We start from the raw sequence: 19965 nt of genomic DNA, 5'->3' as shown, positions 1-19965 counted from the left end.
GGGCTTGATGTCAGGCGATGTGGCCGTTTAGCCACATCCGCAGGCGATTACGCCTGGCCTTTAACTTCTTTCAGACCGTTGAACGGCGCTTTGTCACCCAGCGCTTCTTCGATACGAATCAGCTGGTTGTACTTAGCAACGCGGTCAGAACGGCTCATAGAACCGGTTTTGATCTGGCCAGCAGCAGTACCGACCGCCAGGTCAGCGATGGTCGCGTCTTCAGTTTCGCCAGAGCGGTGAGAGATGACCGCGGTGTAGCCAGCGTCTTTCGCCATCTTGATCGCAGCCAGGGTTTCGGTCAGAGAACCGATCTGGTTGAATTTGATCAGGATAGAGTTAGCGATGCCTTTCTCGATGCCTTCTTTCAGGATTTTGGTGTTAGTCACGAACAGGTCGTCGCCCACCAGCTGAATTTTGTCGCCCAGCACTTTGGTCTGGTAAGCGAAGCCATTCCAGTCAGACTCATCCAGACCGTCTTCGATAGAAACGATTGGGTACTGTTTGGTCAGGTCTTCCAGGAAGTGGGTGAACTCTTCAGAAGTGAAGGCTTTGTTGCCTTCGCCAGCAAGCACATATTTGCCGTCTTTGTAGAATTCAGATGCTGCGCAGTCCATCGCCAGGGTGATGTCTTTGCCCAGCTCGTAGCCTGCTGCTTTAACAGCTTCGGCGATAACGGCCAGCGCTTCGGCGTTTGAACCCAGGTTTGGCGCGTAGCCACCTTCGTCACCCACCGCGGTGTTCATGCCTTTGGCTTTCAGGACTTTAGCCAGGTGATGGAACACTTCAGAACCCATACGGATGGCTTCTTTCACGGTTTTCGCGCCAACCGGCTGAATCATGAACTCCTGGATATCAACGTTGTTATCCGCGTGCTCACCACCGTTGATGATGTTCATCATTGGCAGTGGCATAGAGTATTTGCCCGGGGTGCCGTTCAGTTCTGCAATGTGTGCGTACAGTGGCAGACCTTTAGAGGCTGCTGCTGCTTTCGCCGCTGCCAGGGAAACCGCCAGAATGGCGTTTGCACCGAAGTTGGATTTGTTGTCAGTACCGTCCAGCTCGATCATGATCTTATCGATGTTCGCCTGGTCTTTGGCATCTTTGCCTTTTACCGCGTCAGCGATTGGGCCGTTAACCGCAGCAACCGCTTTGGTTACGCCTTTGCCCAGGAAACGAGACTTATCACCGTCACGCAGCTCCAGTGCTTCGCGTGAACCGGTTGATGCACCTGATGGCGCAGCAGCCAGACCAACGAAACCGCCTTCCAGATGCACTTCTGCTTCTACAGTCGGGTTGCCACGGGAGTCGATGATTTCGCGACCGATGACTTTAACGATTTTGGACATTCGATTTTCCTCAGTACAAGTTAGTCAATCCTAAGACAAACAACGCGCGAAAAGTTCGCGCGCTGTTCGTTAAACTCTTACTTCGCTAAACGCTTCTGGTGCTCCTGCGCGGCTTTCACAAAGCCAGCGAACAGCGGATGACCATCACGCGGGGTCGACGTGAATTCCGGGTGGAACTGGCAGGCTACAAACCATGGATGATTCGGGATCTCAATGATCTCCACCAGTTGATCGTCGCCGGAACGGCCTGCAATGTGCAGACCCGCCGCTTCAATCTGCTTCAGCAGCAGATTGTTTACTTCGTAACGGTGGCGATGACGCTCAGTAATAACGTCAGAGCCGTACAGCTGGCGCACTTTGCTTTCCGGCGTCAGCTGGCACTGCTGGCTTCCCAGACGCATGGTGCCGCCCAGATCGCTCTGCTCGGTACGCTGTTCAACGTTACCGTTTTCATCGCGCCATTCGGTGATTAACGCAACCACCGGGTACTTACAGTCTGGCACAAATTCAGTGGAGTTGGCGCCTTCCATCCCGGCCACGTTGCGCGCGAATTCCATCAGCGCAATCTGCATGCCAAGGCAAATGCCAAGGTACGGAATGTTGTTTTCACGCGCGTATTGCGCGGTCAGCAATTTTCCTTCCACACCGCGGTAACCGAAGCCACCAGGAATCAGGATAGCATCAAGATCTTTCAGAATTTCGACGCCGCGCGTTTCCACGTCCTGCGAATCGATCAGCTTGATGTTAACGGTGACGCGATTTTTCAGGCCGCCGTGCTTCAGCGCTTCAATCACGGATTTGTAGGCATCCGGCAGTTCGACATATTTGCCGACCATACCGATGGTGACTTCGCCGCCCGGATTGGCTTCTTCGTAAATCACCTGCTCCCACTCGGCCAGATTGGCTTCCGGCGCGCTCAGGTTAAAACGCTTGCAGATGTAATCATCCAGACCCTGCGATTTCAGCAGGCCCGGGATCTTGTAGATCGAATCAACGTCTTTCAGCGAGATAACCGCTTTTTCCGGCACGTTACAGAACAGGGCGATCTTCGCACGCTCGTTAGCGGGCACCGCGCGGTCTGAACGGCAAATCAGCACGTCAGGCTGAATACCAATCGACAGCAGCTCTTTAACCGAGTGCTGTGTTGGCTTGGTTTTCACTTCACCCGCCGCCGCCATGTAAGGCACCAGCGTCAGGTGCATGTACATGGTGTGTTCACGGCCAACATCGACCGCCATCTGGCGAATCGCTTCCAGGAACGGCAGGGATTCGATATCACCCACGGTTCCGCCGATTTCCACCAGCACGACGTCATGACCTTCGCCACCTTCAATGATGCGCTCTTTGATGGCGTTAGTGATGTGTGGGATAACCTGAATGGTCGCGCCCAGATAGTCGCCGCGACGCTCTTTGCGCAGCACTTCTGAGTAGATACGGCCGGTTGTAAAGTTGTTGCGGCGCGACATTTTGGTACGGATGAAGCGCTCGTAGTGACCTAAATCCAGATCGGTCTCGGCCCCGTCATCGGTGACGAACACTTCACCGTGCTGCGTAGGGCTCATGGTACCCGGATCGACGTTGATATACGGATCGAGTTTCATGATGGTCACATTCAGACCACGTGCTTCAAGGATGGCTGCGAGGGAGGCTGCGGCAATGCCTTTGCCCAGAGAGGAAACGACCCCGCCGGTCACAAAAATATAATTCGTTGTCATGCTGAACCTGAGAGTTTAGGTTTAAAGACGGTGGAATAACCAGGACGGGAAAACAGTATACCCGAAGTCGTCCGCAGCCACAATTGATGAATCACACCATCCTCCTCGCATTACAGCCTGTAACATAGCGGAGAGTGCCGGGTGAAATGTTGACGTACGTCACAAAGTTGCCGACTGGCTGAATCGAGTAAGCTCGGCCGGTGATTTTATGCGCAGCGCTGGAATAATCACCTGTGCTGCGCAGAGATGTTGAATAAGGTTATTCGCCGGCTTTGACTTGCTGCCAGGCGGCTTCCATCTGCACCAGCGTAGCCTGTTCCATGCTCAGCCCCTGGGCCTGAATAATATTCTCTACCTGACGGAAGCGGCGCTCGAACTTGTCGTTGGCCTTCTGCAGCGCGGTTTCCGCTTTGCTGCCGAGATGGCGTGACAGATTGACGGTGGCGAACAGCAGATCGCCAATCTCCTCTTCCAGCTTCTCGCTGTCCACCACGGCCTGCTGCGCTTCATGCATCACTTCGTCGATCTCTTCATGCACTTTATCCAGCACCGGCCCGAGGCTGTCCCAGTCGAAGCCTACGCTGTGACAGCGCTTCTGGATTTTATAGGCGCGCATCAGCGCCGGCAGCGCTTTAGGGATATCGTCCAGCACCGAGTGCTGCGACTTCTCCGCACGCTCACGCTGCTTGATCGCCTCCCAGTTTTTCAGCACTTCTGCGGTGGAATCGACCTGGACTTCGCCGAAGATGTGCGGATGGCGACGCTCCAGTTTGTCACTGATGGCGTTGCAGATGTCATCGAAGTTGAAACGCTGCTGCTCCTCGGCCATGCGGGCGTAGAACACCACCTGAAACAGCAGATCGCCCAGTTCGCCGCGCAGATCGTCAAAGTCTTCGCGCTGGATGGCGTCGATAACTTCATAGGTCTCTTCCAGCGTATACGGCGCGATAGAGGCAAAGGTCTGCTGGCGATCCCACGAGCAGCCGCGCACCGGATCGCGCAGGGTTTGCATGATGGTGAGCAGGCGGTTTAAAGCAGTCATGAAAGTCCCCGGAACAACAAGATAAAAAGCCGCCATTAATGGCGACCCTGCAGGGTAATTACGCGGTTTTGCCCGGGTGCGCATTGCTGCGCACCGGTCTCAGCAGGGCTTAATGTAAGCGGCGCGCATCGATAATATCCGGCACCTGATTAAGGCGCGCCAGCACGCGACCCAGCACCTGCTGGTTATAAATCTCGATATCCATATCGATGGTGGCGAGCTGCTTTTTGGTGTCGCTGCGGCTGGACACGCCCAGCACGTTGACCTTTTCATTGGCCAGAATGGTGGTGATGTCGCGCAGCAGCCCGCTGCGATCGTTGGCCGTCACGCGTACCACCAGCGAATAACCGCTGGAGTAACTTTCGCCCCACACCGCATCGACAATCCGTTCCGGCGCATGCGAAATCAGTTCGCTGAGCTGATCGCAGTCGGCGCGGTGAATCGAAATGCCGCGCCCCTGGGTAATAAACCCGACAATATCATCGCCCGGAATCGGCTGGCAGCAGCGCGCAATGTGGTGCAGCAGATTGCCGACGCCCTCCACCACCACGCGGCCACTCTCTTTGCGCGCCGACGACGGCTGATGCGATTTTTGCGTCAGCTGACGCAGCGCCTCGCGATCTTCCTCTTCAGCGCTCGGCTTGTTGAGCTTCGCCTGCAGGAAGTTAACCATCTGGTTAAGACGGATATCCCCGCCGCCAATCATCGCCAGCAGCTCATCCTGCGAGCTGACGTTATAACGCGGCAGCAGCAGCTTCTCGGCTTCGCGCATGCTGATATCCAGCTGGCCCAGCTCGCTATCGAGAATCTGCCGGCCGGCCGCGATATTTTTGTCGCGATCCTGTTTACGGAACCAGGCATGAATTTTCGAGCGCCCGCGGCTGGTGGTGATATAGCCGAGGTTGGGGTTCAGCCAGTCGCGGCTCGGGTTCGGCTGCTTCTGGGTGATCACCTCAATCTGATCGCCCATCTGCAGCTGATAGGTAAAGGGCACGATACGGCCGCCGATTTTGGCACCGATGCAGCGATGACCAATATCACTGTGAATGTGGTAGGCAAAGTCGAGCGGCGTGGAACCGGCCGGCAAATCGACCACGTCGCCCTTCGGGGTAAACACGTACACGCGATCATCAAATACCTGGCTGCGCACCTCTTCCAGCATCTCGCCGGAATCCGCCATCTCTTCCTGCCAGGTAATCAGTTTACGCAGCCAGGCGATGCGCTCTTCGTGCCCTGCGGCACCGCGCGCGTTGCTGGCCGTCGGTCCTTCTTTGTACTTCCAGTGTGCCGCGACGCCCAGTTCAGCGTCCTCGTGCATCTGGCGGGTACGGATCTGAATCTCGACCGTTTTGCCCTGCGGTCCCAGCACCACGGTATGAATCGACTGATAGCCGTTTGGCTTGGGATTGGCGACGTAATCGTCGAACTCGCTAGGCAGATGACGATACAGCGTGTGGACGGTGCCGAGCGCGCCGTAGCAGTCCTGCAGGCGTTCAGCGACGATGCGCACTGCACGCACGTCGAACAGCTCATCAAACGCCAGCGACTTCTTCTGCATTTTGCGCCAGATGCTGTAGATATGCTTGGGACGGCCGTAAACTTCCGCACGCACGCCCTCTTTTTGCATCTCTTTACGCAGGTTATCGACGAAGTTATCAATGTATTGTTCACGATCGATGCGGCGTTCGTGCAGCAGTTTGGCGATGCGTTTGTATTCGTCAGGATGGAGATAGCGGAAGCAGTAATCTTCCAGCTCCCATTTGAGCTGGCCGATACCAAGACGGTTGGCCAGCGGCGCATAAATGTTGGTGCTCTCTTTCGCCGCCAGCACGCGCTCATCTTCCGGCGCATCTTTCATCTCGCGCAGATGGGCAATACGTTCTGCCAGCTTGATGACCACGCAGCGGAAATCTTCCACCATCGCCAGCAGCATGCGGCGCACGTTATCCACCTGCTCCGAGGCCATCGAGTCGTTGTGAATGGCTTTCAGCTGACGGATGGCATCCATATCGCGCACGCCGTGCACCAGCGAGACGATGCTTTTGCCAAAGGCCTTTTCCAGATCCTCTTCGCTCACCACGCCCGCATTGGCCAGCGGGAACAGCAGCGCGGCGCGCAGACTGTCGATGTCCATACTGAGCATGGTGAGAATTTCCACCATCTCAATACCGCGCCACAGCAGCAGAGCCTGATCTGGATGGTCGTGCGTTTCGGCTTCACAGTAGCGCCATGTTTCCGCCAGTCGTTCGCAGGATTGCGGATTACTGATACTCAAGCTGGCGATCCACTGGTCAAGGGCAAATTCCCCGGCCGTATTTAAATGCGCACTTCTAACCGCAACCATATCCTCTCCTGCCACAGCGACTTAAACATCGCTTATGTTTTGCTAAACAGCACCATGGATTCGAGATGGCTGGTATGAGGGAACATATCCAGCATCGCGACCCTTTCCAGATGGTAGCCCGCCGACAGTAATGTCTGACTGTCGCGGGCAAGTGTTGTCGGGTTACAGGAAACATAGACCACGCGTTGCGGCGCAAGTTTAACGATATGCGACATCACGCCCGCGGCCCCGGCACGCGCCGGATCCAGTAACACCTTATTAAATCCCTGCGCCGCCCAGGGCTGGCGCGAGACATCTTCCTCTAAATTGTGCTGGAAGAAGCAGACATTTCTGAGATTGTTAAGCTGAGCATTATACTCTGCCTGGCGCACTAATGCTGCAACGCCCTCCACACCCACCGCATTTTGTACGAACTTTCCTAGCGGCAATGTGAAGTTGCCCATGCCGCAGAACAGATCGAGCACCCGATCGTCCGGCTGCAGATCCAGCCAGGCAATCGCCTGTGCCACCATCTGCTGATTCACGCCATCGTTGACCTGAATGAAATCCTGCGGGCTAAAGGTTAGCTGCAAATCAAACGAGCGGTAGTAAGGCTGCTCCGCGCCGAGCGCCTGCAGCGCGTCACTGCCGTCCGCCAGCCAGATCATCAGCCGGTGCTCATGCGAAAAACGTTCCAGTTTTGTCCGGTCCGCAGCGGAGAGCGCATCAAGATGGCGCAGCACCATTAGCGGACCGTTATCCGCCAGCACCAGTTCCACATGCCCCAGCCGTTTCACTGCGTGCAGGCGGCTGAGACAGTGGTGCAGCGGCTGCAGCAGCGCCTCAAGCTCGGGCACCAAAACGGGGCATTGCGTCACATCAATCAGATCGTTACTGCCCGCCTGACGGAAGCCCATCTGCAGGCGCTGCTGCTTCGGCAGCCACTGCAAACCGAGACGCGCGCGCCGGCGATAGCCCCAGGGCGCAGCGCTGATGATCTCATCAACCTGCACCGGCAGCGCCGCTTCCTGACTCAGCATGCGGCCCAGCGCCCGCGCTTTGCTTTCCTGCTGCAGCGCCACGGACACGTGCTGCTGCTGGCAGCCGCCGCATACGCCGAAATGGATGCAGCGCGGTTGCTGGCGCTGCGGGCTCGGTTGTGTAATCTTTTTGGCTTTGCCGCGCGCAAACTGACGCTTATCTTCGGTCAGGATCACCTCGGCCTGTTCGCCGGGCAGCGCGCCGCTGACAAACAGCGTTTTACCGTTATGGCGCGCCACGCCCTGACCAAAGGGATCGAGCTCGTCAATGGTGACGCTGAGACGTTGCTTCGTCGTCACGCGCTGTTTTGCGGAGTAAAATTGCGCCATAGTATTGTGAATTCTCAGTTTTCATTAGGTGTGCAGCCGTATGCGGTTTTTGCACAGGGATAAAATGCCAGGAGTCGCCAGGCCACAATTATGACCAAATACAGCCTGCGGGCGCGAATGATGATTCTGATACTGGCGCCGACGCTGATGATTGGCCTGCTGCTCAGTACCTTCTTCGTGGTGCACCGCTACAACGAACTGCAGCACCAGGTGCGCGATGCCGGCGCTAACATTATCGAACCGCTGGCGGTGTCGAGCGAGTACGGCATGACGTGGCATAATCGTGATGCGATTCGCGAGCTGGTCAGCCTGCTGCATCGCCGTCATTCCGATATTGTCCGTGCCATTACGGTTTTCGACAACAACAATCACATCTACGTCAGCTCCAATAACAACCAGAACCTCGCGCTGCTGCAAAAAGCCGATATTTCCACGCTGGCGGATGGCGTGTCGGTGGAGCGACACGGCAACCTGATGGTGCTGCGCACGCCGATTATCTCTGAACGCTATTCGGTGGACGAACTGCCGGGTGAAGACGCCAAGCCGGCAGGCAATCCGCTGGGTTATGTGGCGATTGAGCTGGATCTGCAGTCGGTGCGGCTGGAACAGTACAAAGAGGTGTTTGTCGCCACTCTGCTGCTGCTGTTTTGCCTGTGTATCGCCATGTTGTTTGCCTATCGACTGATGCGCGACGTCACCGGCCCGATTCGCAACATGGTTACCACCGTGGACCGCATCCGGCGCGGCCAGCTCGACAGCCGCGTGGATGGCTATATGCTGGGCGAGCTGAGCATCCTGAAAAACGGCATCAACGCCATGGCGATGTCACTCACCGCCTACCATGAAGAGATGCAGCAGAACATCGACCAGGCAACCTACGATCTGCGCGAAACGCTGGAGCAGCTGGAGATTCAGAACGTCGAGCTGGACCTGGCGAAAAAGCGCGCCCAGGAAGCGGCACGCATCAAGTCGGAGTTTCTCGCCAATATGTCGCACGAGCTGCGCACGCCGCTCAATGGCGTGATTGGCTTTACCCGCCAGATGCTGAAAACCGGGCTGAGCACCAACCAGCGTGATTACATGAGCACCATTGAGCGCTCGGCCAATAACCTGCTGAGCATCATTAACGACGTGCTCGATTTCTCCAAACTGGAAGCTGGTAAGCTGGTGCTGGAGTCGATCCCGTTCCCGCTGCGCGCCACGCTGGATGAAACGCTGGTGCTGCTGGCGCCGTCCGCGCATGAGAAAGGCCTCGAGATCACCGTGTGCCTGGAGAAACAGGTGCCGGATAATGTGATTGGCGATCCGCTGCGTCTGCAGCAAATTCTGATCAACCTGATTGGCAACGCCATCAAATTCACCGAGCGCGGCCACATTGATCTGCGCGTCGAGCTGCGTCATCTCAGCATCACACGGGCGGAACTGGAGATTCAGGTGCACGATACCGGCATCGGTATCTCTGAGCAGCAGCAGTCGCAGCTGTTCCAGGCATTTCGTCAGGCGGACGCCAGTATTTCGCGCCGTCACGGCGGTACCGGTCTTGGCCTGGTGATTACGCAGAAACTGGTACACGAAATGGGCGGTGAGATCGCCTTCCACAGCCGGCAGAATCAGGGCTCCACCTTCTGGGTACAAGTACATCTGGATCTCAATCCTAACGCACCGGCGATTCCACGCATGCTGGACGATCTGCACGCCACGCCGCTGGCTTATATCGAACCCCATCCGGCGGTGGCGAAAGCGGTTCAGGAGATGCTGAGCATTACGCCTCTGCAGGTGCAGCACTTTGCCAGCCTTGACGATCTGCCCGACGCCCATTTCCCGCTGCTGCTGATGGGGCTGCCGGTCAGCGATCCGCATCCGGCTACGCTGTCCGATGCGCTGATTGCCCGCCTGCGCGCACACGCCGACTCGGTGCTGCTGGCGCTGCCGAGCGAAATGATGCTGTTCGCCGATGATTTGCGCGCGCGCGGTATCGCCGGCTGCATTGCCAAACCGGTGTCGCTGACGCGATTGCTGCCGATGCTGCTCGATCTCAACATGCGTCATAGCGACGCCGCCCCGCGCGGCGTAAGACAGCCGCTGACGGTGATGGCGGTGGATGATAATCCGGCCAACCTGAAGCTGATCGGCGCATTGCTGGAGGAGCAGGTCCAGAACATCATTCTGTGCGACAACGCCAGTCAGGCGATTCACCAGGCGCGGCAGCAGCGGCTGGACGTGATTCTGATGGATATTCAGATGCCGGACATCGACGGCATCCGCGCCAGCGAGATCATCCGCAGCCTGCCACAGCACGCCAGCACGCCGATTGTCGCGGTCACGGCGCATGCGCTGGATGGCGAACGTGAGCAGTTGATCACCGCCGGCATGAATGACTATCTCGCCAAGCCGATTGATGAGGACAAGCTGAAGCAGCTGCTGCAGCGCTATGCGCCGGGCAGCGTGGCGAGCGCGGTGCGACAACCGGCGATCGCACCCTCACTTGACTGGGCGCTGGCATTGCGTCAGGCGGCGAATAAAGCCGAGCTGGCGCGCGATCTGCTGCAGATGCTGCTGGATTTTCTGCCGGAAGTGGAGCAGCGCGTGGCGCAGTGTATGACGCAGAATGACGTCGATGGGCTGCGCGAGATTATCCACAAGCTGCACGGCAGCGCCAGCTACAGCGGCGTGCCACGGCTGAAACAGCTGTGTCAGCAGCTGGAGAAGAGTCTGCATCAGGAGAGCGATATCGCAGCGCTGGAACCAGAACTGCTGGAGCTGAGCGACGAGATGGCGAATGTGGCGCGCGAAGCGCGTCAGGTGCTGGGCGTGGCGTAGTGAGGGTTGTGCGCTGGGCCCTCACCCTAACCCTCTCCCGGCGGGAGAGGGAACCGTCCGGTGCGATCCAGAGGAACAGCGCGAAATCCAAATCCGTGCACCATCAGCCCCCTCTCCCGCCTGCGGGAGAGGGCTGGGGTGAGGGGAAAACCGCACCGCCTCCCCTTACAACCCCTGCCCCACCTTGATCGTGGCAGCGACGTTCCTTGCCGTCAGGCGGACATTCTGCGCGGCATTGGCCAGCGCCTCTTCCAGCGAACAGATACCCGACAGCACGCTGTACACCGCGTCGATCCCGTGCTGATGCACCACACCGACATCCGCCGTCAGGCTGCCGGCAATACCGATGACCGGCTTATTGAACTGCTTCGCCACCTGCGCCACGCCAACCGGCACTTTGCCGTTGACTGACTGACTGTCGATGCGCCCTTCACCGGTAATCACCAGATCAGCATCCTGCACCTGCTGCGCCAGCCCCAGCGCTTCGGTGACAATCTCAATGCCGCGCCGCAGTTCCGCGTGGCAAAACGCATGCAGCGCCGCGCCCATGCCGCCGGCTGCGCCACCACCGGCGATGTGCAGCACATCAATATCCAGATCGCGCTGAATAATCGCGGCGTAATGGCCGAGCGCGGCATCCAGCTGCTGCACCAGCTGCGGCGTGGCCCCTTTCTGCGGGCCAAAAATCGCTGACGCACCCTCTTCGCCAATCAGCGGATTGGTCACGTCGCACGCCACTTCAATGCGGCACTGCAGCAGGCGCGGATCCAGATCGGCGATCTCAATCTTCGCCAGCTGCGGCAGTGCCCCGCCGCCGTAGCCAATCCCGCTGCCGTGGCTGTCCAGCAGCCGGGCACCGAGCGCCTGCACCATGCCGGCACCGCCGTCGTTGGTGGCGCTGCCGCCGATGCCGATGATGATGTGATCGACGCCGCGATCCAGCGCGTTTTTGATCAGTTCACCGGTACCGTAGGAAGTGGTGATCAGCGGATCGCGCTGTGCCGCAGGCACCAGCTCCAGCCCGCTGGCCGCCGCCATCTCAATAAAGGCAGTACGCGCATCACCGGATAATCCGTAAAACGCGTCGACCGGCTCGCCGAGCGGCCCGGTCACCGTCAGTCTGACGATGTTGCCCTGGGTTGCCGCCACCATTGCTTCAACCGTGCCTTCTCCGCCGTCGGCGACCGGTATTTTGACATAGTCAGCGGCGGGGAAAATTTCGCGAAATCCCGCTTCTATCGCGGTAGCCACTTCCAGGGCGGACAAACTCTCTTTGTATGAATCCGGTGCGATGACAATTTTCATAGGCAATCCGAGCGCGGTAGATGACGGAAATCCGTCTGGCTAAGGCAGTACAGCGTCCGGCATCCGCAGACACCGGACGCGGGCACTACCGGGTGATCTCAACTTTGGCTAATTTTTCATAATAGCAAGCCAGCGCGCTATGATCGGACGTACCCTGCCCGTCGACTTTTAGCGCCTGCATCATCTCCATCACCGCTGCGGTCAGCGGCAGATGTGCGCCAATGCCGTGTGAGGTATCAAGCGCATTGGCTAAATCCTTGATATGCAAATCGATACGGAAGCCAGGCTTAAAGTTGCGATTCAGCACCATGGGCGCTTTGGCATCCAGCACGGTGCTGCCCGCCAGACCGCCGCGAATCGCCTGGTAAACCAGTTCCGGATTGACGCCGGCTTTGGTGGCCAGCGACAGCGCCTCTGACATCGCGGCAATGTTGAGCGCCACAATCACCTGGTTGGCCAGTTTAGTGACGTTGCCCGCGCCGATATCGCCGGTGTGCACCACCGAACCGGCCATCGCCTTAAGAACATCGTAGCACTGATCAAACAGCGCTTTATCGCCGCCGACCATCACCGACAGCGTGCCTTCAATCGCTTTTGGCTCACCGCCGCTCACCGGCGCATCCAGCATCCTGATGCCTTTTTCTGCCAGCGCATCATGCACTTCGCGGCTGGCCAGCGGCGCGATGGAGCTCATGTCGATCACTACCACCCCCGGCTTCGCCCCTTCGATGATGCCGTTCTCGCCCAGACACACCTCTTTCACCTGCGGTGAGTTCGGCACCATGGTGATCACCACGTCAACCTGCGCGGCCAGCTCTTTCGGCGTTTTCGCCACGGTGGCACCCAGCTCCACCAGTTCGGCTTCGTTGCTGGCGTTGTGGTCGCGCACCACCAGGGTGTAACCGGCTTTCACCAGGTTTTTACTCATCGGTTTGCCCATGATACCGAGGCCGATAAATCCAATTTTCATTGCCTTTCCCCTTCGTCAGTTACTGCTTAAATTTGTCGCACAGCGCCTGCGTGGCGTGGCGGAAAACACCCAAGTCGCTGCCGACGGCAACAAAGCTGGCACCCCATTCGAGATAACGGCGTGCGTCAGCCTCCACCGGTGCCAGAATCCCGCTCGGCTTACCGGCGGCTTTGGCGCGCTCAAGGATGTAACGGATCACTTTCAGCACTTCCGGATGCGCCGGCTGGCCGAGATAGCCCAGCGCCGCTGACAGATCGCCCGGGCCGACAAAGATGCCGTCTACGCCGTCAACCGCTGCGATGGCGTCAATGTTGTCCACCGCCTGCTGGGTTTCGATTTGCACCAGCACGGTGATGTTGTCATTGATGGTGGCGTTGTAGTCCGCCAGCGTGCCGTACATGTTGCTGCGATGTGAAACCGACACGCCGCGTATACCGGCTGGCGGATAGCGGGTGGATGCCACCGCGCGCGCCGCCTCTTCTGCGGTTTCCACAAACGGAATCAGGAAGTTATAGAAGCCAATATCCAGCAGACGCTTGATGATGATCGGCTCATTGCACGGCGGTCGCACCACCGGCGCGCTCGGGCTGCCTTTGAGCGCCATCAGCTGCGGAATAAAGGTGGTGATGTCGTTCGGCGCGTGTTCGCCATCCAGCACCAGCCAGTCAAAGCCCGCCAGCCCCAGCACTTCCGTGGTGAGAGGATTGGCAAGGGCGCACCAGCTGCCAATCAGGGTTTCCCCTGCCAGCAAACGACGACGAAAAGGGTTGGGCCAGGCATTGCTCATGATCTCTACTCCTGTTATTTAGCACCGCCGCCCGCGGGCGCGCGGAATAAAATCAGCGCACCAGGCACGGACGCTTGTTATCAAATGTCCAGTTCGGCACGAGGAACTGCATCGCCTGCGCATCGTCGCGCGCGCCCAGTCCATGCTGCTGATACAGCGCATGGGCCTGCATCACCTGATCCATGTCCAGTTCGACGCCAAGGCCCGGCTTCTGCGGCACCTGCACCATGCCACCCTTGATCTGCAACGGCTCTTTGGTCAGGCGCTGGTTGCCCTCCTGCCAGATCCAGTGGGTGTCGATGGCGGTAATGGCGCCCGGTGCGGCGGCGGCCACATGGGTGAACATCGCCAGCGAAACATCGAAATGGTTGTTGGAGTGCGAACCCCAGGTCAGGCCGAAGTCATGACACATCTGCGCCACGCGCACCGAGCCCTGCATGGTCCAGAAGTGCGGATCGGCCAGCGGAATATCGACCGACTGCAGCGACAGCGTGTGGCCCATCTGGCGCCAGTCGGTGGCGATCATATTGGTGGCGGTAGGCAGACCGGTGGCGCGCCGGAACTCGGCCATCACTTCACGTCCGGAGTAACCCTGTTCAGCGCCGCACGGATCTTCTGCATAAGCCAGCACGCCTTTCAGCTGTTTACCGAGCAGGATGGCCTCATTCAGCGACCAGGCGCCGTTGGGATCGAGCGTCACGCGCGCCTGCGGGAAACGCTTCGCCAGTGCCGTTACTGCTTCGGCCTCTTCACCGCCGCGCAGTACGCCACCTTTCAGTTTGAAATCGTTAAAGCCATATTTTTCATAGGCGGCTTCTGCCAGGCGCACCACCGCGTCCGGCGTCAGCGCTTCCTCATGCCGCAGGCGATACCAGTCGCACGGATCATCGGTCTGGCTCTGATACGGCAGTGAGGTTTTGCGGCGATCGCCGATGTAAAACAGGTAGCCGAGCATCTCGACACGGTCACGCTGCTGTCCTTCGCCCAGCAGCGACGCCACGTTGACGCCCAGATGCTGGCCGAGCAGATCCAGCAGCGCCGCTTCGATGCCGGTCACCACGTGAATGGTGGTGCGCAGGTCAAAGGTCTGATTGCCGCGCCCGCTGGCATCGCGATCGGCAAAGGTAGTGCGCACCAGGGTGAGGATATTTTTGTACTCGCCGACAGTTTTTCCGGTTACCAGCGCCGCCGCGTCTTCCAGCGTCTGACGAATTTTCTCGCCGCCGGGGATCTCGCCCACGCCCGTGTGGCCGGCGTTATCTTTCACAATCACGATATTGCGGGTAAAAAACGGCGCGTGGGCACCGCTCAGATTCAGCAGCATGCTGTCGTAACCGGCCACCGGAATGACCTGCATTGCTGTAATTTTCGGGGTGTGACTCATTTCCTGCTCCTTATGCATGGCGGCGTCCAAAAGCCGGACGCTTGCGGTCGAACGACCATCCGGGAACCAGATATTGCATTGCCGTGGCGTCATTACGGGCGCCTGCCGGCAGCGATTGATACAGGGCGTTAGCCTGGCGCAGGCGATCCCAGTCCAGTTCAACGCCGAGGCCGGGCTTGTCCGGCACGGCAATTTTGCCATTGCGGATCTGCAGCGGCTCTTTGGTCAGGCGCTGGTCGCCCTCCTGCCAAATCCAGTGGGTATCGATGGCGGTCGGTTTACCCGGTGCCGCCGCGCCGACGTGGGTAAACATCGCCAGCGAAATGTCGAAGTGATTATTGGAGTGGCAGCCCCAGGTTAGCCCCCACTCATCACACAGCTGCGCCACGCGTACCGCGCCGCTCAGCGTCCAGAAGTGCGGGTCGGCCAGCGGAATATCGACCGCGTTGAGCATCACCGCGTGGTTCATCTCCCGCCAGTTGGTGGCGATCATATTGGTGGCGACCGGCAGACCGGTGGCGCGGCGAAACTCGGCCATGACTTCGCGCCCGGAATATCCCTGCTCGGCACCGCACGGATCTTCGGCATAGCTCAGCACCTCGTGCAGGCCTTTGCACAGCGCGATGGCTTCATCCAGATGCCAGGCGCCGTTGGGATCGACGGTGATGCGCGCGTCCGGGAAACGCTGCTTCAATGCCACCGCCGAGGCAATCTCCTGCTCGCCCGGCAGCACGCCGCCTTTCAGTTTGAAATCTTTGAAGCCGTACCTGTCCTGCGCCGCTTCGGCTAAGCGCACCACCGCGTCCGGCGTCAGCGCCTCCTGGTGGCGCAGGTGATACCAGTCGTGACCGGCCGCGTCGCCGCTCTGATACGGCAAATCAGTCTTACGCCGATCGCCAATGTAAAACAGGTAGCCCAGCACCGTGACCTCATCGCGCTGCTGACCCGGCCCCAGCAGTTCGGCCACTGGCACGCCGAGGCACTGGCCGAGCAGGTCGAGCAGCGCCGCTTCCAGCGCCGCCACCGCATTGACCCGCAGCTCAAACGTCCAGGCGCCGTTGCCGAAGGTATCGAAATCCGCCGACTGGTTACCTTTGTGCACCTGCTGCACCAGCCGGTTCATGCGCGCCACCTGCTGCCCTTTCACCTGCGGTATTGCCGCGACCAGCGTCTCATAGATGGTTTCACCGCCCGGCGCTTCGCCGACGCCGGTGTGGCCGGCGCTGTCGGTCAGCACCACGATATTGCGGGTGAAGCAGGCGCTGTGCGCGCCGCCGATGTTGAGCAGCATGCTGTCGTAACCCGCCACCGGAACCACCTGCATGTCGGTAATCACCGGGGAACTTTGCGTATTCATATTCGGTTCCTTATGACCGGGGTTTGAGTTCGACACGTTTGATATCGCCGGTTATCACCAGGAAGCTGAACGCCGCCACAAACGCATGGATGCCGACATAAATCAGCGCCCCTTCAAACGAACCGCTGGTGGCGATGATGTAACCAATGGCAATCGGCGTGACGATGCCAGAGAAGTTACCGAACATATTGAACAGACCGCCGCTCAGGCCGCTGATCTCTTTGGGTGCGGTATCGGCCATCACCGCCCAGCCCAGCGCGCCAATGCCTTTACCAAAGAACGCCAGCGCCATAAACAGCACCACTACCCATTCGGTTTCGGTGTAGTTACACATCACCATGCTGATGGAGAGCAGCATACCGATGACAATCGGGGTTTTACGCGCGATGTTCAGCGAGCCGGTTTTACGCATCAGATAATCTGAAATCACGCCGCCCAGCACGCCGCCGAGGAAGCCGCAGATGGCGGGAATCGAGGCGATCATGCCGGCTTTAAGAATCGACATGCCGCGCGCCTGCACCAGATACACCGGGAACCAGGTAATAAAGAAGTAGGTCAGGGCGTTAACGCAGTACTGACCGAGATAGATCCCCCACATCATGCGGGTGGAGAGCAGTTGCTTGATTTGAAACCACTTCTCATCCCAGCTCACTTTACGCTCGGCTTTCTTCGCATCCATGTTAATCAGCGCACCGCCCTGCTCCATGTACTCCAGCTCGGCTTTGTTCACGCCAGGGTGATCGTTCGGGTCATGAATTACTTTCAGCCAGATAAAGCTGAGAATGATGCCCAGCCCGCCCATGAACCAGAACACGTGCGCCCAGCCCACCTCGGCCACCAGCCAGCCCATGATCGGTGCGAAAATCACCGTGGCGAAGTACTGGGCGGAGTTAAAGATGGCGACGGCGGTACCGCGCTCCTGCGCCGGGAACCAGGCAGCAACAATACGGCTGTTACCCGGGAAAGACGGCGCTTCCGCCAGCCCCACCATGAAGCGCAGCAGGAACAGTGACACCACAATGCCGAAGCCGCTAAAGATGTCGACGAAGCCCTGCAACAGGGTAAACAGCGACCACAGGAAGATGCTCCAGAAATAGACGCGTTTGGAGCCGAAGCGGTCCAGCAGCCAGCCGCCAGGAATCTGACCGATAACGTACGCCCACGAGAAGGCGGAGAAGATGTAGCCGAGGCCGACGGAATCGAGACCGATCTCCTTCGACATCGCCGAACCGGCAATCGAAATGGTGGCCCGGTCACCGTAGTTGAACGAGGTGACGATAAATAACATCACCACAATCCAGTAACGGGCGTTGGTGCGCTTCTGCACCGCTGCCGCTGTCTGGCTGTAACTATTCATGATGCACTCCTGAAATATAGCGAACGCTACATTCACTCTGACTGCATACACATCGCGTTGGGTATCAGAATGATGTTGGGTTAAACACGGCGATTGTTGTTATGGCAAAACGATGATGCGTCGTGACGAATAACCAAACGTTGAAGAACGGCAATCAGTATAGGAACAGCATCACCGCGAAACACTGGAGGAACGCCCGAGGATAATCATCAATCCGGCACGATTTTCTGGCATTTGCCCATAACGCTGCGGCGTGGCTCACGGAACCCGCCATCCAGCCGCCAGATTGCTGCAAAAGTGAACAGCAAGCGTACGCTTTGTGAGGCTCTTCACTTGCGTTTGGTAAAACGAACCAAACTGCGCGCCGATCGCGGCACAAAGCCAGTCAGTTGCACAATGCGCGGGTGAATACCCCTGCTTATACTGAGGCTGGCAAATAACGATGATGTGACGGACGTGATTTCAACCGCACCGCTATGACCGGTGCGACAAACCGGAAGGTGAGCAATGAACCGACCTCTGACAGACAAACCGCGCTACATTAAAGTGCACGACGCCGATAACGTGGCGATTGTGGTCAACGATCAGGGATTGCCCGCAGGCAGCCGCTTTGATGACGGTCTGCAACTGACTGAGCATGTGCCGCAGGGGCACAAAGTGGCGCTGAGCGATATCGCCCTGCATGGCGACATCGTGCGTTACGGTGAAGTGATTGGCACAGCGCTGCGCCCGATTGCGCGCGGCAGCTGGATTGAGGAGTCGCTGGTGGCACTGCCCGCCGCCCCGCCGCTGGCCAGCCTGCCGCTGGCAACTAACGTGCCGCCGCCCCTGCCACCGCTGGAAGGATACACCTTTGAAGGCTATCGCAACGCCGACGGCAGCGTCGGCACGCGCAATCTGCTCGGCATCACCACCAGCGTGCACTGCGTGGCGGGCGTGGTGGATTACGTGGTGCAGCTGATTGAGCGCGATCTGCTGCCGCGCTACAGCAACGTCGACGGCGTGGTGGCGCTCAACCATTTATATGGCTGCGGCGTGGCGATCAACGCACCGGCGGCGGTGGTGCCCATTCGCACCATTCACAACCTTGCACTGAATCCTAATTTTGGCGGCGAAGTGATGGTGGTGAGCCTCGGCTGCGAGAAATTACAGCCGGAGCGCCTGCTCACCGGTACACCGGACGTACAGGCCATTTCGCTGGATGAGCGCGATATCGTGCGCCTGCAGGATGAGCGTCACGTGGGTTTTGGCGCGATGGTCGATGAAATTCTGCAGGTGGCCGAGCGCCATCTGAAAAAACTCAACCAGCGTCAGCGCGAAACCTGCCCGGCGTCAGCGCTGGTGGTCGGCACCCAGTGCGGCGGCAGCGATGCGTTTTCCGGCGTGACGGCCAATCCGGCGGTTGGCTTTGCCTCGGATCTGCTGGTGCGCTGTGGTGCGACGGTGATGTTCTCGGAAGTGACCGAGGTGCGCGATGCGATCCATCTGCTGACACCGCGCGTGGTAAACGAAGCGGTGGGCAAACGGCTGCTGGAAGAGATGGCGTGGTACGACGATTATCTGAGCCAGGGGCAAACCGACCGCAGCGCGAATCCGTCGCCGGGCAATAAAAAAGGTGGCCTGGCCAATGTGGTAGAAAAAGCGCTGGGCTCAATTGCTAAATCCGGCCGCAGCCCGATTGTCGAAGTGCTGTCACCCGGACAGCGCCCGACGCAGCGCGGGCTGATTTACGCCGCCACGCCGGCCAGCGATTTTGTCTGTGGCACCCAGCAGATGGCTTCCGGCATTACGCTACAGGTGTTCACCACCGGACGCGGCACGCCTTACGGTCTGGCGGCGATTCCGGTGATTAAAATGGCGACGCGCAGCGCGCTGGCGAACCGCTGGCATGACCTGATGGACATCAATGCCGGCACCATCGCGACGGGCGAAGAGAGTATTGAACAGGTCGGCTGGCGGCTGTTTGAGCTGATTCTGGATATCGCCAGCGGACGTAAACAGACGTGGTCAGATCGCTGGGGAATCCGTAATCAGCTGGCGGTATTCAATCCGGCACCGGTGACGTGATGTGTGCACACCTGACGGAAGAGGAAGCGGTTCGGGTGAACCGTTAAGGTTAATCCCCGCAGCCCCCGCGCGCACAGGCTGTTCCCTCTCCCGCCTGCGGGAGAGGGTTAGGGTGAGGGCCT

13 protein-coding genes are annotated in these 19965 nt (G+C 58.8%); 2 read left to right on the top strand and 11 right to left on the bottom strand.

Annotation, left to right across the window (positions count from 1 at the left end; genetic code table 11):
- Positions 1-47: 47 nt before the first annotated feature.
- The 5 genes from eno to rlmD all read right to left on the bottom strand — a co-directional run bounded on the left by eno (position 48) and on the right by rlmD (position 7796).
- Positions 48-1346, bottom strand: a complete 1299-nt coding sequence (gene eno / locus C1N56_RS04260; RefSeq protein ID WP_021507362.1) for a phosphopyruvate hydratase — start codon at positions 1344-1346, stop codon at positions 48-50.
- A gap of 77 nt (positions 1347-1423) precedes the next feature.
- A complete protein-coding gene (pyrG, locus tag C1N56_RS04255; RefSeq protein WP_021507363.1) occupies positions 1424-3061 on the bottom strand; it encodes a glutamine hydrolyzing CTP synthase in 1638 nt (545 codons plus the stop codon).
- Between the two features lie 259 nt (positions 3062-3320).
- Positions 3321-4103, bottom strand: coding sequence for a nucleoside triphosphate pyrophosphohydrolase (gene mazG, locus C1N56_RS04250; protein WP_394517160.1), 783 nt, complete (start codon positions 4101-4103; stop codon positions 3321-3323).
- A 109-nt stretch (positions 4104-4212) separates the two neighbouring features.
- Positions 4213-6447 carry a GTP diphosphokinase gene (relA, locus tag C1N56_RS04245; RefSeq protein WP_021507365.1) on the bottom strand — a complete coding sequence of 745 codons (2235 nt, stop codon included), beginning with the start codon at positions 6445-6447 and terminating at the stop codon, positions 4213-4215.
- A gap of 32 nt (positions 6448-6479) precedes the next feature.
- Positions 6480-7796 carry a 23S rRNA (uracil(1939)-C(5))-methyltransferase RlmD gene (rlmD, locus tag C1N56_RS04240; protein WP_338670843.1) on the bottom strand — a complete coding sequence of 439 codons (1317 nt, stop codon included), beginning with the start codon at positions 7794-7796 and terminating at the stop codon, positions 6480-6482.
- Positions 7797-7886: 90 nt separating this feature from the next.
- Between rlmD and barA the strand changes: the two genes are divergently transcribed.
- Entirely contained in the window at positions 7887-10616 is a 2730-nt protein-coding gene (gene barA, locus C1N56_RS04235) for a two-component sensor histidine kinase BarA (RefSeq protein ID WP_394517159.1), read from the top strand.
- A gap of 165 nt (positions 10617-10781) precedes the next feature.
- Here barA and C1N56_RS04230 read toward each other — a convergent pair whose 3' ends face one another.
- The 6 genes from C1N56_RS04230 to C1N56_RS04205 all read right to left on the bottom strand — a co-directional run bounded on the left by C1N56_RS04230 (position 10782) and on the right by C1N56_RS04205 (position 17776).
- A complete protein-coding gene (locus C1N56_RS04230; RefSeq protein ID WP_059010900.1) occupies positions 10782-11921 on the bottom strand; it encodes a glycerate kinase in 1140 nt (379 codons plus the stop codon).
- 85 nt (positions 11922-12006) lie between these two features.
- Positions 12007-12891, bottom strand: coding sequence for a 2-hydroxy-3-oxopropionate reductase (gene garR / locus C1N56_RS04225; protein WP_394517158.1), 885 nt, complete (start codon positions 12889-12891; stop codon positions 12007-12009).
- A 19-nt stretch (positions 12892-12910) separates the two neighbouring features.
- Entirely contained in the window at positions 12911-13678 is a 768-nt protein-coding gene (gene garL, locus C1N56_RS04220) for a 2-dehydro-3-deoxyglucarate aldolase (RefSeq protein WP_021507370.1), read from the bottom strand.
- Positions 13679-13730: 52 nt separating this feature from the next.
- Positions 13731-15062, bottom strand: a complete 1332-nt coding sequence (gudD, locus tag C1N56_RS04215; protein WP_125310155.1) for a glucarate dehydratase — start codon at positions 15060-15062, stop codon at positions 13731-13733.
- Positions 15063-15072: 10 nt separating this feature from the next.
- Positions 15073-16419 (bottom strand): enolase C-terminal domain-like protein, encoded by a 1347-nt coding sequence (locus tag C1N56_RS04210; protein ID WP_058780273.1) that lies wholly within the window; start codon positions 16417-16419, stop codon positions 15073-15075.
- A gap of 10 nt (positions 16420-16429) precedes the next feature.
- Positions 16430-17776, bottom strand: coding sequence for an MFS transporter (locus tag C1N56_RS04205; protein WP_058771607.1), 1347 nt, complete (start codon positions 17774-17776; stop codon positions 16430-16432).
- A 507-nt stretch (positions 17777-18283) separates the two neighbouring features.
- Here C1N56_RS04205 and garD point away from each other — a divergent pair.
- A complete protein-coding gene (gene garD, locus C1N56_RS04200; protein ID WP_021507374.1) occupies positions 18284-19843 on the top strand; it encodes a galactarate dehydratase in 1560 nt (519 codons plus the stop codon).
- The last annotated feature ends 122 nt before the right edge of the window (positions 19844-19965 follow it).

This window comes from Pantoea sp. SGAir0175 (assembly GCF_043547855.1).
Note: the sequence above shows the minus strand (reverse complement) of the source record. Positions and strands in the feature narration are given on the sequence as shown.